Origin of the sequence: Paraliomyxa miuraensis (assembly GCF_026337845.1) — a bacterium.
Lineage (GTDB): Bacteria > Myxococcota_A > Polyangia > Nannocystales > Nannocystaceae > Paraliomyxa > Paraliomyxa miuraensis.
The window spans coordinates 408,278-423,818 of record NZ_JAOVZF010000160.1; the positions used below are offsets into that span (position 1 = coordinate 408,278).

The window sequence follows — 15,541 nt, forward strand, 5'->3', positions numbered from 1 at the left end:
CCGTTTCCCCTCCAGTCTCAGGGAGCAGACGCGCTTGTTCCATTCCGTAGGTTCTCCTGCGCTGTGGGTGGTGTTCCTCGTGGGGATCGGTGTGCTGCTGGCCATCGACCTCGGGTTGTTCCACCGCCAGGCCCGCACCGTCACCACGCGCGAGGCGCTCATCTGGTCGTGCGTGTGGGTGGCGCTGTCGCTGTGCTTCAACGGGCTGGTCTATCTCTGGTTCGGCTCGGAGCGCGCGCTCGAGTTCCTCAGCGCCTACGTGATCGAGAAGTCGCTGTCGGTCGACAACCTGTTCGTCTTCATCGTCATCTTCCGCTACATGGACGTGCGGCAGGCGGTGATGCACCGCGTGCTGTTCGCCGGCATCCTGGGCGCGCTCATCCTCCGCGGCGTGTTCATCGTCGTCGGCATCGGCCTCATCGAGACGTTCTCCTGGACGCTCTACATCTTCGGGCTGTTCCTGCTGGTGACCGGCGTCAAGCTGCTGTTCGCCGAGGACGACGACGTCGACCCGTCGGGCAACCTCGCCTATCGGCTGGCGCGCAAGGTGCTGCCGCTGACGCGGCGCTACCACGGCAGCAAGTTCTTCGTGCGCGAGACCGTTCAAGGGGTTGGCAAGCTGCACGCCACCCCGCTGCTCATCGTGCTGCTGATGATCGAGACCTCGGACGTGGTGTTCGCGCTCGACTCGATCCCGGCCGTGTTCGGCATCAGCCGTGATCCGTTCATCGTCTTCACCAGCAACGTCTGCGCGGTGCTCGGCCTGCGGGCCATGTTCTTCCTGCTGCAGAACGTGCTCGACAAGTTCGCCTACCTCAAGTACGGCCTGGGCCTGGTGCTGGCGTACATCGGCGCCAAGATGCTGCTGGCCGAGGGGCTCATCGTGATCGAGCCGATCCACATCCCCATCGGGGTGAGCCTGGGCATCGTGGCGGGGCTCATCTCCGCGTCGATGGTGGTGAGCCTGCTGGCTCCCCCCGACCCCAAGCACCAAGAGGTGCTCGACAACACCGACGCCGCCTCCTTGATCGCGCAGGTGCCCATCGACGCATCGCTGACCACCACCAACACCGACGTGGTGCTGGTGCGCAAGACTCGGCACCCCCGCAGCGACGACTCGAGCTCGGTGGACGAGGCGGGGCCGGACTCCGGCATCCTGCTCGACTCGGGACTCGTCGAGCCGGGCATGGACTCGGGGCTCGACTCGGGGCTCGACTCGGGCATGGCAGAGCCGAGTTCGAAAGCCGAAGAGGCCTCGGGCTGAGCGCTCAGGGCCCTTCCTCGTCGAGCAGAGGATCGAGCAGACGCTCCAGACCGTTGCGCTTGATCTCGAGCGCGAGGGCCATCTGCTCCCCGAGCTTGCCGTGAGGAAAGCCCTCGCGTTCGAACCACAGGAGGTAGGGCTCGGGCAGGTGGACGAGTCGTAGGCCCGCATACTTGCCAAACGGCATGCGGGCTCGGCACAGCTCGAGCAACAGGGCGGGATCGGGCCGCAGCGTCGACATCGGCCCGGACACGATAGCCCGACCATGGCAAGGGAGGCAGGTGAACCGTCGTTCGGGCCCGGCTCGCACGGTGGCTTGGGCGGGGGCGTCGGGGCTCCTATCGTGGCGTCGATGCCGACCCCCACATTGACCGACGAACGAGCGCGTGCCCTCGCGAAGGCGACCGAGAAGGCCAGCCGCTATGACAAGGAAGGGCCCGCTCAGGAGCTCGCCGGAGATCGGCAGGGAGCCTTTCGACTGCTGTGGGAGCTGCAGGCTCGAGGATTGCTGGAACTCGGCCGGTGGCCGGAGCTGTGGAGCGGCCTCGCGGACGAGGTGAGCACGGCCTCGCCGGAGGCAATCGCGGGGTTGCTGCGGTCGGTCCGGGAGGACGATGACGACGATGACGACGACGACGACGACGAGGCCGACGACGACGATGACGAGGCCGACGACGAGGACGACGACGACGACGACGACGACGACGACGACGACGACGACGTCGACGACGACGACGAACCATTCGCGGCGCTGGAGCGCGAATACGGGGTCGACGAGGATGAGAACGACGACTTCGAGCCTTGGACGGGCTTTTGGGACGAGGACCTCGATCGGATCGTGCTCTGGGGCTACTTGCGCGAGCCATCGCCGTTCCGAGACCTCGACGACGTCCTCTCCCCTCGCCTCGCGCTCGGCTTGGCCAGCGTGCGGCTGCGGGTGGGCGAGGCGCTTCCACCACCGGTCCTCGAGCGGCTCGCAATCGGGTACGCGAGGATGATCGTCCAGGGCGATGGCGGCCCCGCCAGCGTCTACATGGTGGAGGGCGACGAGCTCGTCGATTCCTCGCTGTACGACTTCGCCGAGGATCGACTCACGCACCACGGGCAGCAGATCATCGAGCGGCTCGGAGGCACCGAGGCCTTTGCCCCCCACCTGCTGCGCGCCGCGCTTCGTGCGGGCTCCGAAACGGTCGAGATCAAGTACGCTCGCGAGGCCTTCGCGACCGTCTCCGTCGATCGCCTGGCCTACCTGCTGTCGCGGGTCAACTGGGACACCGAGAACCTCGGGCTCACCTACGACGTGCTGCTGCAGGACCGTCACGACGAGCCACCCCAGCTGCTCGAAGTGGCCGAGGCGCTCGCGGACGATCGCTTCGAGGCCCGCGCCGACGTGTGCCGCGTGTGTGCGGTGCTTCGCTACGCCGCCAGGGACGAGGCGATCCCGGAATCCATCGATGCCACCCTGCGCTTGCGGGCCGTGGCGATGGGCACTCCCAGCCACGGCTTCACGGGCCGAGAGCCGATGGTCCAGGCGTTGCGCGCGCTGGGCCAGTCACGTGCGGTCGCCGTGCTGCGGGCACGCCTCGACGGCTCGCTCACGGAAGCGGTGCGCGCGTTGCCGTTGCTGTCGGCGGTGGACGACCCGAGCTTGCTCGAGCACGCCCTGCAGGTCGTGGGCCGCAACCTCGCGGCTGCGATCGATGCAGCCGAGGACGGCGACGTTCCGATCCACGCCTGGCAAGAGCTGGGACCGGGCGCGCTCGAGGGTCTGGCCTCCATCTACGACGAGCTGTCGACCGCCCCCGTGCCCGAGCCCAGCCCGGCCCGCGAGGCCAAGGGCAAGCGCGGACGGGGCAAGCGCGGAGGCAATGCTGCGGCCAAGTCCTTGCAGAAGAACCTCGGCGCGCTCTCCCACGCGATCCTGGTCACGGTGGCGACGCAGCAGCGGCGCACGGGTGTCGAGCTGGACCCGCGCTGGGATCGATTCATCACGCTCGACGGCATGCCCGGCAACGACAGCGACTGGGAGGACACGGTGGGCCCGGCGATACGACGCCTGCTGGCGACTTCGTCACCGTCACGCCGGGCGGCGCTGCTCGAGCGCATGCTCGAGCGCGGGGGGCCGGAGCTCGCGCGGGTGCTGGCGTTCATCGACCTCGGACCGTCCTCGCTGTGGGAGCGCGCGCTGCAGCGGGTGGCCACCGCTCCCGACGTTCGCGTGGGTGACAACGAGTGGCTCGGTGCCGCCGTCCATCGCATCGGCATCGCCTTGCACGAGCCCGTCCGACGGCTGCTCGCCGATCCCTCGACGCATGCTCGGATGAGCGCGCTGCTCGACGAGGACTTGCGGGTCGGCATCCTCGAGGGACCACGCAGCGAGTCGGCCGAGCAGCTACGCCGTCTGGCCGCCAAGCTGCCCGACCGGCTCGAGCGTGTGACGATCCACGTGCTCGAGCCCTGGACCGAGGTCGAGGCCGACCCGTCGGCCATCAGCCGCGTGGGTCCCAAGGCGGTGGGGGTGCCCAGGGACCGCTGGCCCGCCGACATCGACGACCAGCCCATGCTGCACGTGCTGACGCTCCGCCTGGCCGACGTACCGCCGCTCGCCGCCCGTCACCCGGACAAGGCCGCGCTCGCGGTGTTCGTGGCCCACGGAGGGGGTCACGCATACGAGCCCGACAGCGACGACGCAGCCGTGCTGTGGCTGACCGAGGCCGACCTCGCCCAGGGAGAGACTCGGATGAAGCCACCCCGGCGCCGTGACGACGATGAGGGCGGTGATGACGATGACGACGGCGATCGCTTCGATGACGACGAGCTGATCCCCTACCCGGATTGCGAGAACAACCCGCTCTACGCCCACGCGGTGCAGGTCCCGGTGGCGGTGTTCGATCGCGCGGAGCTCGAGCAAGGAAGCAAGGGCCTGCGCAAGCTCCGTGAGGCGCTCGAGCAAGCGCCGGCTTGGGTGGGCGGCTCGCCGCTATGGTGGCGGGACGAGGACCATGATGGCGTGTTCGTCCTTCAGACCGGCGACGATCTGTTGGCGCTCGGCGTCCCCGGCCGGCTCGCGCTCTACGTGTACGAGGACACCGCGTTCTGGCAGAGCGCGTAGGCCTAGGGTGCGATCACCTCGGCCGGATCGTCGGTCACCGTGTCCTCGTCCTCCTCGGGCGACGGGGGCTCGGCGACGAGCCGCGAGCGCCCGGCCGGCAGCTCGCCCTCTCGGAGATCGACCGTGAACCCCTTGCCATCGAAGGTGAGAGTGATGCGGGTGAACGAGACCGGCCGGTCGAGGACCTCCCCGGCGTGGCGCACGGTGAGCGGAGGCAGGCCTCCGGGAGGAGCCTGGAGGGCGAACAGCCCGGTGTCCCCGGCGATGAGCGGATCTCCCACGTGCTGGCGCGAGGTCGGATCCTCGTGGGTGAGCACGAGCCGAGCCTCGAGATCCTTCCAGACCAAGAGGGTCCAGCTCCCGGGGCCCTCGAACAACTGCAGCCGACGCAGCTCCCGGCTCACGCCGTCGGCGGGGATCTCCGAGGAGCCGGCGGCGTCGCGCAGGAGCACCGCGAGCAGGGCCGCGGCGTGCAGCCGGGCAAAGCGCCGCGGATCGTCGGCGCCCGGGCGCCCCTCGCCGCTGGCGAGCTTGCGCAGGGTTCGAAGCGCCTCGTCCACGCGCCCGGTGCCGGCCGCCGCCCGGGCCAGTCGGATCGCCGCGGTGGGATCGGTCGACGACAGCGCCACGAGATCCTCGTACTGACGATAGGCACCGTCGTACCAGCCGTGGCGCAAGAAGATGTCGCCCAGCAAGCGGCGGCTCTGCGGGCTGCTTGGATCGAACTCCACGATCTCCGAGAACAGCCGCTGCGCCTGCTCGGTCTGGCCGTGGGCCACCATCACCTCGCCCAGCGACTGGGCCAGCTCGGGGGTCATCATGCCCTGCTCGCGCAGGCGGGTGCCGTGGGTCACCGCCTCCGACACGCGATCGGCGACCACGAGCAGCTCGATGAGACGCAGCTCGCCCTGCGGATCGCCGGGCGAGCGCAGGAGCGCATCGCGAACGATGCCGAGCTTGTCGTCGACCGACTCGGCCAGCACCACCCGAGCGTCGACCTCGTCCCAGTCCACCAGCGCGCCGAACAGCGCGTTGTGGACCGCGGCGACCATCGAGGGATCCACCAGGCGCCGCAGCAGCGCCCGCGCCAGATAGCGAGCGGCATCGGGCTCGTCACCGAAGTGGGCCAACACGAGCGCCACGTCGGCCTCGGTCCGGGCGCGCGCTTGGAGCAGCTCGAGGAACGCCCGCTGGTCCCGCCAGCTCCCCACCTCGCAGCCACCGGCCGAGGCCTCGTAGACCTCGAGCGACTCGGTCATGGTGGACAGCCGCATCAGGCGCTGCTCCCACAGGACCCGTCGCTGGGCCAGGCGCCGCGCCGATGCATCGCTGCACGGAAGCTGACGGCCGCGAACCACGGTGGAGGTGACCACTGGCGAGCGCCAGTGTCGGTCCTCCTCGTTGCGCGACTCGTCGAGCTTGGCGAGGCCGCCCTTGCGCCGCACCCCGGATGCTCGTCCTCCCGACTCGCCCTCGACCAGGCCCCCCGGCCCGCTCGGCTCGCCGTCCTGAAAGCCCCCGCCGTCGTCGCCGGCAGCTCCACCGACGAGCCCATCCAGGGGATCGCCACCGCCACCGAGCGCGATCTTGGGCTTGCTCACGGCCGACGGCGGAGCGGCCGGTGGGGCCTCCTCCAGGGCCGCGGGCTCCGCCTCGACCGGCCGTCCGTAGGCGGCATCGTCCTCGGGCGCCATGGCGCGGTCGGCCTTCGCGGCATCGAACGACTGGCTGACCGCGCGCGCGGGCGCGTCGCTGGCCGGCGAGGATTGCACGGGCGGCGGCGCAGCCACCATCGCGGGCTCCTCGTGGCTGCTGTCGCTCGCGTCGCAACCGATCGGCGCGCTGAGGATTGCGCCGACGATCTCGAGCGCGCCGCGATCGCGCTTGGTGGATCGCTGCTGCAAGTGCGCCGCATCGGCGGTCAACCGCACCCCGCCAAAGCGCCGCGACCGTCGAACGATCCCCATCGCCGCATAGGCCTGCTCGCTGTCGAGGGCGATGAACGAGGTGTAGGGGGTCATCAAGCCGTACTCGAGGCCGAGCGAGAGCACCTTGCCGCGCACCGCCTCGGGCCCGCGGCTGTCGCCGAGCAGGCGCTCCACGTAGGCCCCGGCCCACAGCCGTGGGACCAGCTGCTCGAGCACGCCTTGCTCGCGCACGGGCTCGTAGGTGCGCTCGAACGGCTCGCCGCCCAGGCGCCCGCTCACCGTGATCTCCTTGGGCAAGTCGTGGTGCGTCCGGGCGAGCACGACCAGCTCCTGCCCTCGCGAGAGCTTGCCGGTGGTGCTCCAGAACACGTCGTCGAGACCCTCGCCCAGATCGAGCTGCAGCGCGGTGACGGTGGGGGTCTTGAGCGCCCCGGAGAGCTCCAGCGCGCGCACGATGGCCTGCTCGGGGCCCTCGACGCGCACGCTGCCGCCGCCGCCCACCCGGGCCAGGGTCTGCAGCAGGCGATCGTCGACCTCCTGCCCCACCCCCACCGTGAACAGCCGCGCGCTCGAGCCGGTGAGGCTGCGTCGCAGACGTTCTGCCAGCGCATCGCCGCCTCGCTCGCCGCTGGTGGCCATGCCATCGCCCACGTAGATCACCGCGGGCTGCTCGAGCCCGTGCACCTGCGACAGCGCCAGCTCGAAGATGGCCCCGAGATCGGTGGCGCCGCCGGTCCCGTGGGCCGCAAGCTGCTCGAGCGCCTCCGACACCGCCTGAGGGCCGGCCTCGGCCAGGCCCGTGGCCGGATAGAGCGCCTCGGCCTTGACGTCGGCGCTCATCACCGCAAAGCGATCGCCCTCGCTGAGGCTGCGCAGCAGCGCCTCGGTCACCGCCAGGCGCGTCTGGTACTCCGAGGGATCGCCGGCGGCCGAGGTGTCGACCACCACCACCACCTCGCCGCGCGGCATGGTGACCTGCCCGAAGTCGAGATCGGGGGCGTAGCGCACCATCACGTAGCGGGCCTGATCACCGCCGGGATCGAGCATCGACAGTCGCAGCGGCGCTCGCTCCTTGCCCGGCTTGCGGGTCAGCTCGAGCTGGAAGTCGGCGCGGGGCGTGTAGCCGCTGCGGCGCATGGTCACCCGGCGTCCGGCGTCTTCCACCCGCGCCTCGCCCAGGGTCGCGATGTCGTAGCGCTCGCCGAGCTCGCCCAGATCGACCGCGAGCGAGAAGTCCTCGATGCTCGCGGTCTGCTTGCCGGCCGGAGCCGCCAGCGGATAGGCGTAGCGCAGCTTGCCCTCGGCCTCGGTGAGCAGCTGCTGGTACCGCACGACCGTGCGGCGGGTCCCCAGCGCGGGCACCGGGAAGATCCGCGCCCGCACGGTACGCTCGTCGACCCACTCGAGCAGCGCGGGATCGTTGGCGCGCTGGACCGCGGCCTCGTAGGTGGCTGCGGCCTGCTTGCGCTCGACCACCTCGGCCTCGACGAGCTGTCCGTTGGTCTCCAACGCAAAGCTCACCAGCTGCGAGCCCTCGGGGACGGTGAACCAGTAGTAGCCCTCCACGTCGCGCCCCGAGGGATTGAAGAAGCGCTGATCCACCCGGGTCTCGGCCACGTCGCCGCGCATGACGACCTGCACCGACTGGCTCTGGATCTGCAGCGGGAGTGCGGGAGAGCCGGGCGGCGCGCTGCGATCGACCGCATAGAGGCTGCCCGAGCCCGCACCGAACGATGCCCCCAGGCCGCTGCGATCGCCCATGCCTCCGGTCCAGTCGTCCCAGAACGCCACCGGGGTCACCTCGGGCGCGGCCGAGCCCGCGAGCACGGCCTGCTCGCCCGCGGCCACCTCCTGGCGCCCGCCCGGCCCCGACACCACGGCCAGGCCCTCGGCCACGTAGACATGGGCCTGGCCGTCGTGCAGCTCGAGGCTGGCCCCGCCCTCCGAGAGCGCCACGGTGGCCTCCCCCACCCGATGCTCGGCCGGCTCGCGGCCGGCATCGAGCCCGGGAACGTCGAGCCAGGCCCGGCCCTCGTGCAGGACCAGGCCCTCGGCGAGGCTCACCCGGGTCTGCGCGTCGAGGTAGACGCGTGCGCCGTCTTGCAGGCGTACCAGGGCACGAGCGCCCTCGCCGGTGCGCAGCGTGGCACCTTGGGGCAGCGGAGTGCCCGAGAGCAAGCGCTGTGCGCTGCCTTCGGACCCCTGCGCCGGCTCGAGCAGCACCTCGCCGGCCGCGAGCTCGAGCTTGGCCGAGATCTCGGAGGCCGCAACCGGCGGCGGCCGCTTCCATGGCTGCGTGACGGCGATCCACACGCCGCCGCTCGCGACGGCAACCAGGGCAAGGGCAGCGATGATCTTCTTGGGCAACGACATCGGGGCTCGTCTCGGTCCTTGGGTGACGCGGGTCGAACGCACGGATGGCCTGGATCGACGGAGGACCAGGCTCGACGGGAGGACCAGGCTCCACGGCCGGGCTCGACGGACGCCGGTGCATCCTACCGGTTCTGGGGACCATGCCGCCTGCGTGGCCCCAAAACGACGTCATCGAGCGACTCGTGCCATGGGCGCGCGATCGAGCGGGGTGCGACTGGTCGTGGAACCGGGGCGAGACCTCGCCGGGCACGCGCGCGGTCGCCCTCAGCGACGTCCATAGTGGAAGCCTTCGCCGTAGCGCTCGATCCACTGCCACAGCCGCGGATAGTGCCGGGCCAGGTGACCTCGATCGGCACGCTGCTCCACCTCGCGACAGAGCGCCAGCGCCCGGTCGCGAGCACCACGCCCGGCGTTGGCCCACGCCAGCAAGCCAAGGCTCACCCCGACCCCATCGCGTGTGCGGATCATCGCTTCCCAGCCATCGAGATCGTCGCGCACTTCATCGGGATCGTCGGCCGCGAACGCGACCAGCAAGGCGCACTGCGCCGCGACCAGCTCGGCGTGCTCGTCGGGCGCCGGAGGCGGCAGGACGCGCAGCGCCTCACGGGCCTGCGGCACGTGCCCGGCCAGGGCCAACAGCTGCACCTCCGTGGCCTGGCACAGCCAGCGCTCCCCGGGGTCCTCGCGACCGCGCCGCGGTACCGACAGGCGCGCCTGGATCCACTGCAAGGCCTGCTCCACGTCGCCGCGACGCCACGAAAGCGACGCCAGGTAGAGCCGTGCGCGCTGCCGTTGCCAGGGCGAGCGGCGGGTCGAGGCCGCGAGCTTGGCCAGCGCGGCCTCGGCCGCGGGCAGCCGCTGGCGACGGACCAGCTCGAGCGCCTTGGCCAGCCGCGTGTCCTCCCACAGCGCGTAGAGGATGAGCGACGACAACACGGTGGACGCCAGCGTCAGCATGGGCATCCCCAGCGTCACGCTGGCCGCGGCGGCCAGCGCCCCCAGCGAGCCCAGCATGCCGCCGAGCAGGCGCACCACCGGGATCATCCCCACCATGCGCTCGAGCTCGCCTTCGACCATCACCGGCAGATCGCGCTGGCGCAGTCGCGCGTCGTCGCCCGGTCCGACCAGCGCCGCGGCGGGCTCGACGGGCACCGGCCACGCCGACGACGATGCGCCGCGAGGGTTCACCGACCGATCCTCCTCGACGCGCCGGGCGGATGGACGTGCATGACGACCGCAGCGTAGCAGGGCGCGCGTGCATTCGGGCCGCCTCGCGAGGGACGACCTGGCCGGAGTCTCCGGATGCCGCTACGCCCCGTCGCCCCGACGTTGCCCTGGCGAGAGATCGAGCCGTAGCCCACCCTTGCCCGGATCCTTGCCCGGCTCCCTGGGCTCGTCGGTCGTCGGCTGGTCCGCCGGAGGCTCGGTCGATGGTGGTGCGTCGGTCCCCGACGAGTCGGCGGGCGCCGTGCCCTGCCCGGCTCCGCTCTTCGTCGTCCCGCCGCCGCCCCCGGCCGCCCCCAGGCTCAGCCCGGTGTTCGTCTCGGCCGGACGATGCGGCGGCATCTCGTCGATCGAAGGATCCTCGACCCGCAGCGCCTCGCGCTCGGCGGCTCGTCGCGCGCGCTCCTCGAGCTCCACCAGCTCGAGCCACTCCTCGCCTTCGACCATCACCGTGCCATCGTTGCCGATCTCGAACGCGATGCTCGGGGCCACCGGGCGCACGAACGCATCGGGATCCCGCGGCAGTCGGATGTCGTGGAACGCGGCCGCAAGACACGCGCGGATCGACTCCGGAAGCTCCTTGGTGTCGATGCGATTGACCAGGGTCCCGCCTTCGCGATCGACGAGGTTGAGCCCGCGCACCTCGTAGCGCCCCGCATCGACTCGCCCCTGCAGGCAGGCCTTGCCCCGGCGCCCCGCACCGATCTGTTCGCGCCGCAGGTGGGTGACCATCGCCTCGGTGTGCAGATCTCGCTGCATGCCCAGGCTCACCCAGTACACCACGTCGACGAAGTGGGAGTTGCCCGACTTGTTGGGGGGCCAGCGCTGGTCCTCGAGCACCTTGCGCACGCACGGCTCCATCTGCTCGTCGACGAACCCGGACTCGAGCACCTCGGTGCGCAGCACCTCGCCCGAGGGAGCGATCCGCACGCGCACCTTCATCTGCCCCTCGGGCACGTGGAGGTAGCCGCGCTCGTCCTCGCCGCTGGTCTCACCGCTGGCGGCTTCCATCGTCTCGATGGCCCGCGTCAGGAAGCAGCGCGCCGCCGGGCCCCGCAGCGTCTGGGCGATCTCGTTGAGCCGCGGCAGCTCGTAGATCTGCTCGGCCCGCTGCGATGGCAGCAGGATCACGCCCTCGCTCGACTGGCGGATCGCACGACGAATGTAGCGGTTGGCATCGGTGTCGGTGACCTTGCCCTCGGGCGCTCGGGCGGACCGGCCCGGAGCGCAGGCCACCCCGCCCCACGCGGCCACCAGCAGGGCGAGCAGCGGGAGGACGCGGGTGGCCATGGTCCGCACCGGGGTCGGCCGGGCGAGGCGAGCACCGCGGGAACCGCAGCGGATGTCGAAGGCACGGGTCATGGCGAGGAACAACCCAGGACGTGCCGCGCAGCTTACAACGCTCCCCCGCCCCTTTCCCTCCCTCGAGGCCAGGGACCGCGCACGAGGTTGCCGAGTGCGGTGGGACGGCCCGCCGCCCGCCCGCCCTGCCGGCCGTCCCACCCTGCTGGCCGTCCCAACCTGGCGTCCCAACCTGGCGGGTGGTCGGGTGAGGATCGGTTGCGTCGGCCGCCGGGGTCGCCGATAGTGCCAAGGCGCGCATGACCGGCGACCTTCGGCACACCCCGCTCCACGCCCTCCACCTCGAGCACGGCGCCAAGATGGTCCCGTTCGCAGGCTGGCACATGCCGCTGCAGTACGGCAAGGGCATCCTCGAGGAGCACCACATCGTGCGTCGCGACGCCGGAATGTTCGACGTGTCGCACATGGGCGAGGTCGACTTTCGGGGCCCCGGTGCGCTGTCGGCGATCCACGTGCTCGTGGCCGGCGATGCCGGCAAGCTACCCGATGGCAAGGCGCTCTACACCGTGTCGTGCCGCGAGCACGGCGGGATCGTCGACGACCTCATCGTCTATCGCTTCGGTGAGCAGCACTTCCGCATCGTGATCAACGCCGCCAACGTCGACAAGGACCTCGCCCACTTTCGCGAGCACGCCGGCTCGCACTGCGAGGTGATCGACCGCAGCGACGAGTTCGCCCTCATCGCAGTCCAGGGGCCGCGGGCCGTGGCGATCGTCACCGAGCTCGCAGGCGACCCCGCGCTGGCCGACGTACCCGGCTTCGGCCTGCGTGACACCACCATTGCCGGTGCGTCGGTCACCGCCGCCCGCACGGGCTACACCGGCGAGGATGGCTTCGAGCTGTTCGTCCTGGCCGCCGATGCCCCCGCGGTGTGGCGTGCGCTCCATGGCGCGGGGGTCGAGCCCATCGGCCTCGGCGCCCGCGACACCCTGCGCCTCGAGGCCCGACTGTCGCTCTACGGCCAGGACATCGACGAGACCACCAACCCCTACGAGGCGGGCCTGGGCTGGGTGGTCAAGCTCGACCGAGGGAGCGCGCCGCCGTTCGTGGGCCATGCCGCGCTGTCTCGGATCAAGGCCGAGGGCCCCACGCGACGCCTGGCCGGCTTCGTGGTCGAGGGCCGCGGCATCGTGCGCCCGGGGGCCGAGGTGCTCGGCGAGGGCGACCAGGTCATCGGCCACGTGACCTCCGGCGGCCCCGCCCCCACCGCGGGCGGCGCGGTGGGCCTGGCCTACGTGCCCGTGGAGCTGCCCGCCGATGCGCCGCTACGGCTGCGGCAGCGCGGCAAGGAGCTCACGGCCCGCCAGGTCAAGGGCCCGTTCTACAAGCGGCCGCGCTAGGGTCCTTGCGCGTCCCCTCGACCAAGTCCCTCCTCCCCTTCCCCTCCTCCTCTCCTCCCCCACGCACCCGAGCATACGGAAGACAGCAGCATGAGCGACGAGATCCCCGCGGACCTTCGGTACACCAAGGAGCACGAGTGGGCGCGCCGTGACGGCGACCTCATCGTGGTCGGCATCACCGCGCACGCGGTGGAGCAGCTGGGCGACATCACCCTGATCACGGTGCCCGAGCCGGGCACCGCCGTGACCCAGGGCGAGAGCTTCGGCGACATCGACTCGGTCAAGGCCGTCTCGGAGCTGTTCGCTCCCGTGTCCGGCGAGATCGCCGAGCGCAACGACGAGCTCGAGGACGCGCCCGAGACCGTCAACGAGGACCCCTATGGCGAGGGGTGGCTGGTGAAGATCAAGCCCAGCGATCCCAGCCAGCTCGACGGGTTGCTCGACGCCGAGGCCTACGCCGAGCTGGTCGCGCAAGGGTAGGAGGTGGCGGGCAGCCACGCGTGAGCCCAGTCGCGTGGACGGATCGGCGTTGCTTGCTACCGTGGACCCACGCTCGACCCGAGCCGCGCTCGGCCGAGCCGAACCGCCCGTGCCCGAGCTGCCGCCATGACCGAGCCCACCGCCCTCCCCACGCTCGCACGCTACCGCGAGGACTACCCGATCCTCGCCACCAGCGTGTACATGAACAGCAACAGCATGGGCGCGATGCCGCGAGCGGCCCGCACCGCCCTGACCGAGTACCTCGATGCCTGGGAGCGCGAGGGCGTGGAGGCGTGGAGCCAGTGGCCGTCGGTGATGGACCAGACCGCCGACGGGATCGCCCGCATGTTCAACGGCCACCCCGGCTGCACCACCCTGAACCAGAACGTGGCGTTCTTCCAGGCCGCGGTCGCCAGCACCATCGACTGGAACCAGGCCAAGCGGGAGGGAAGGAACAAGGTGGTGATCGAGGCGCTGATGTTCCCCAACGTGATCTACGTGTGGGAGCGCTTTGCCAAGCTCGGTGCCGAGCTCCACCTGGTGCCCTCCGACGACGGCATCGACGTGCCCACCGAGCGGATCCTCGACGCCATCGACGAGCACACCGCCATCGTCCCGCTCTCGCACGCCATCTACGTCTCGGGCGCCCTGCTCGACGTCGAGGCGATCTGCCGCCGCGCCCACGAGGTCGGCGCCCTGGTCATGGTCGACGTCTACCAGACCCTGGGCTGCGTCCCGTTCGACGTGCAGCAGTGGAACGCCGACTTCGTGGTCGGCGGCAGCCACAAGTGGCTGTGCGGAGGCCCCGGGACGGCATTCCTCTACACCCGTCCCGATCGGCTGCCCGCGCTCGCCCCCATGACCACCGGCTGGATGGGGCACGCCGATCCCTTCGCATTCGAGCCCGCCCCCATCCGCTACGCCGACGGCGCGTGGCGCTTCGTGGGCGGCACCCCCTCGATCCCGGCCTACTACGTCGCGGCCGCGGCCCAGCGCAACCTGCACGAGGCGGGCATCGCCAACATCCGCACGCACAACCTGGCCCTGTCGCGGATCATCGTCGAGCGCGCGCAGGCGGCCGGCCTGACCATCCACTCTCCGCTCGACGGCGAGCGCCGCACCGGCTTCGTCGCGGTCGACTTCCCCGGCAGCCAGGAGGTCAGCCGCGCCTTGATCGAAGAGCGCTTCAAGCACGACTGGCGACCGAATTGCGGCCTGCGCATCGGCCCCCACTTCTACAACACCGAGGACGAGGTCCATCGCTTCATGGACCGCGTGATCGCGCTCGCCGGCCGCAGCACCGCCGGTCGATGACCGCAGGCCGTGGTGACACGCGTCCGGCCCTTCGGTGTTGAAGCCGGCCTACTGCTTGCCCTGGAGCCCTAGCCATGCATCTCGTTCAGCGTCGCTTCCTTCGCCTCCTTCCCGTGCTGCCAGCCTCGTTGCTGACCTTGCCGTTGCTCGCCTGCCCCGGCCTCGAGCCCTCGGTCGACGATGGCGAGCCCGCCTCGACCTCCCAGGGCGACGGCCCCGGCTCCAGCACCGAGGACACCGGCCTCGAGCCCGACGGCAGCAGCGACGGCGCCGACTCGACCGGTACTCCACCGGGCGACGATGCCGCCCACGCCTTCCTGCAGGCCCTCCCCGGCCTGTGGGTCGCCCCCGTCACCTCGATGACCTCGGTCGGCGACTTCCCCATCATGGCCATGGACATCCGGCCCGCCGACGATCGCACGCTGTTTTCGCGGGTCGATCTCGATGCCGACAACAACCTGCGCTTTGCGTTCGCGCTCGAGGACCACGACGGGGAGCCCACGCTCGTGTTCCGCAACGGCGGCTACTTCCTGGGGTTCTTGCGCGACACCCGAACCACGCTGCAGGAGCACGACCCCCAAGCCGGCACCTGGCGCTTTTGTGCGGTCACCGGCGGCTGCGACTACGTCGATGCCTCGTTCACCCTCGAGACGCCCGAGCGCCTGGTGCTCACCGCCACCGTGCTCGGACGCCCCCACATGCACTGGGAGGGCATGCTCGTCGAGGCGCGCACGCTCGACGGAGACTTCCCCTACGACCCGACGCCGGGGGCCGACGACGATCCATTTCCTGCCATGCCCACCCTGCGCGTGACCGTCTCGTGGACCACGCCCACCACCGAGCCGGTCGATGCCTGGGTGGTGCTGTCGACCACGGATTGCTCGCTGGTCCCCGGTAGCTGCCAGCCCAGCCGCTTCATCCGTGGCACGGCGCCGGTGGGCGCCACCTCCGTGGATCTGGTCATGGATCAGATCCACGCGGGCAGCTACCAGGCCAACGCATTCCTCGACCACAACGGCAACCTCGCGGGCACGCTCGCGCCCGACTCGGGCGATCTCGTCTCGGTGCCCAATCACGACGTCGAGGTCGCGCCCGCGGGCGAGTCCACCGCCTCGATCCCGCTGCTGGTCGAGCTCTGAGCCCG

At 71.0% G+C, this 15,541-nt stretch carries 10 protein-coding genes; 6 read left to right on the forward strand and 4 right to left on the reverse strand.

The features are described from left to right. Positions 1 to 34: 34 nt before the first annotated feature. Positions 35 to 1,264 carry a TerC family protein gene (locus tag OEB96_RS34975; RefSeq protein ID WP_266221193.1) on the forward strand — a complete coding sequence of 410 codons (1,230 nt, stop codon included), beginning with the start codon at positions 35 to 37 and terminating at the stop codon, positions 1,262 to 1,264. Between the two features lie 4 nt (positions 1,265 to 1,268). Here the strand turns inward: OEB96_RS34975 and OEB96_RS34980 are convergent, their stop codons facing one another. Then, positions 1,269 to 1,505, reverse strand: coding sequence for a DUF3820 family protein (locus tag OEB96_RS34980; RefSeq protein WP_266221194.1), 237 nt, complete (start codon positions 1,503 to 1,505; stop codon positions 1,269 to 1,271). A gap of 111 nt (positions 1,506 to 1,616) precedes the next feature. Here OEB96_RS34980 and OEB96_RS34985 point away from each other — a divergent pair, with 111 nt between their 5' ends. Further along, a complete protein-coding gene (locus tag OEB96_RS34985; RefSeq protein ID WP_266221195.1) occupies positions 1,617 to 4,376 on the forward strand; it encodes a hypothetical protein in 2,760 nt (919 codons plus the stop codon). Between the two features lie 2 nt (positions 4,377 to 4,378). On the opposite strand, the gene OEB96_RS34990 is transcribed toward OEB96_RS34985, so the two are convergent. From OEB96_RS34990 to OEB96_RS35000, 3 genes are all read right to left on the reverse strand, one after another. Beyond that, positions 4,379 to 8,677: a VIT domain-containing protein gene (locus tag OEB96_RS34990; protein ID WP_266221196.1), complete on the reverse strand. Its 4,299-nt coding sequence runs from the start codon at positions 8,675 to 8,677 to the stop codon at positions 4,379 to 4,381. A gap of 264 nt (positions 8,678 to 8,941) precedes the next feature. Then, positions 8,942 to 9,865: a hypothetical protein gene (locus OEB96_RS34995; protein WP_266221197.1), complete on the reverse strand. Its 924-nt coding sequence runs from the start codon at positions 9,863 to 9,865 to the stop codon at positions 8,942 to 8,944. 120 nt (positions 9,866 to 9,985) lie between these two features. Continuing rightward, the gene (locus tag OEB96_RS35000) at positions 9,986 to 11,263 is read right to left on the reverse strand and encodes a hypothetical protein (protein ID WP_266221198.1); all 1,278 of its coding nucleotides are present in this window, start codon (positions 11,261 to 11,263) and stop codon (positions 9,986 to 9,988) included. A 239-nt stretch (positions 11,264 to 11,502) separates the two neighbouring features. Here OEB96_RS35000 and gcvT point away from each other — a divergent pair, with 239 nt between their 5' ends. From gcvT to OEB96_RS35020, 4 genes are all read left to right on the forward strand, one after another. After that, positions 11,503 to 12,603 carry a glycine cleavage system aminomethyltransferase GcvT gene (gene gcvT / locus OEB96_RS35005; protein WP_266221199.1) on the forward strand — a complete coding sequence of 367 codons (1,101 nt, stop codon included), beginning with the start codon at positions 11,503 to 11,505 and terminating at the stop codon, positions 12,601 to 12,603. A 90-nt stretch (positions 12,604 to 12,693) separates the two neighbouring features. Next, positions 12,694 to 13,083: a glycine cleavage system protein GcvH gene (gene gcvH / locus OEB96_RS35010; RefSeq protein WP_266221200.1), complete on the forward strand. Its 390-nt coding sequence runs from the start codon at positions 12,694 to 12,696 to the stop codon at positions 13,081 to 13,083. Between the two features lie 126 nt (positions 13,084 to 13,209). Then, positions 13,210 to 14,397 carry an aminotransferase class V-fold PLP-dependent enzyme gene (locus OEB96_RS35015; protein ID WP_266221201.1) on the forward strand — a complete coding sequence of 396 codons (1,188 nt, stop codon included), beginning with the start codon at positions 13,210 to 13,212 and terminating at the stop codon, positions 14,395 to 14,397. A gap of 74 nt (positions 14,398 to 14,471) precedes the next feature. Next, positions 14,472 to 15,536 carry a hypothetical protein gene (locus OEB96_RS35020; RefSeq protein WP_266221202.1) on the forward strand — a complete coding sequence of 355 codons (1,065 nt, stop codon included), beginning with the start codon at positions 14,472 to 14,474 and terminating at the stop codon, positions 15,534 to 15,536. The last annotated feature ends 5 nt before the right edge of the window (positions 15,537 to 15,541 follow it).

Coding starts and splice junctions, on each gene's coding strand:
- OEB96_RS34990 (WP_266221196.1), bottom strand. CDS start 8,677: ATGTCGTTGCCCAAGAAGATCATCGCTGCCCTTGCCCTGGTTGCCGTC.
- OEB96_RS35015 (WP_266221201.1), top strand. CDS start 13,210: ATGACCGAGCCCACCGCCCTCCCCACGCTCGCACGCTACCGCGAGGAC.
- gcvT (WP_266221199.1), top strand. CDS start 11,503: ATGACCGGCGACCTTCGGCACACCCCGCTCCACGCCCTCCACCTCGAG.
- OEB96_RS34985 (WP_266221195.1), top strand. CDS start 1,617: ATGCCGACCCCCACATTGACCGACGAACGAGCGCGTGCCCTCGCGAAG.
- gcvH (WP_266221200.1), top strand. CDS start 12,694: ATGAGCGACGAGATCCCCGCGGACCTTCGGTACACCAAGGAGCACGAG.
- OEB96_RS35000 (WP_266221198.1), bottom strand. CDS start 11,263: ATGACCCGTGCCTTCGACATCCGCTGCGGTTCCCGCGGTGCTCGCCTC.
- OEB96_RS34980 (WP_266221194.1), bottom strand. CDS start 1,505: ATGTCGACGCTGCGGCCCGATCCCGCCCTGTTGCTCGAGCTGTGCCGA.
- OEB96_RS35020 (WP_266221202.1), top strand. CDS start 14,472: ATGCATCTCGTTCAGCGTCGCTTCCTTCGCCTCCTTCCCGTGCTGCCA.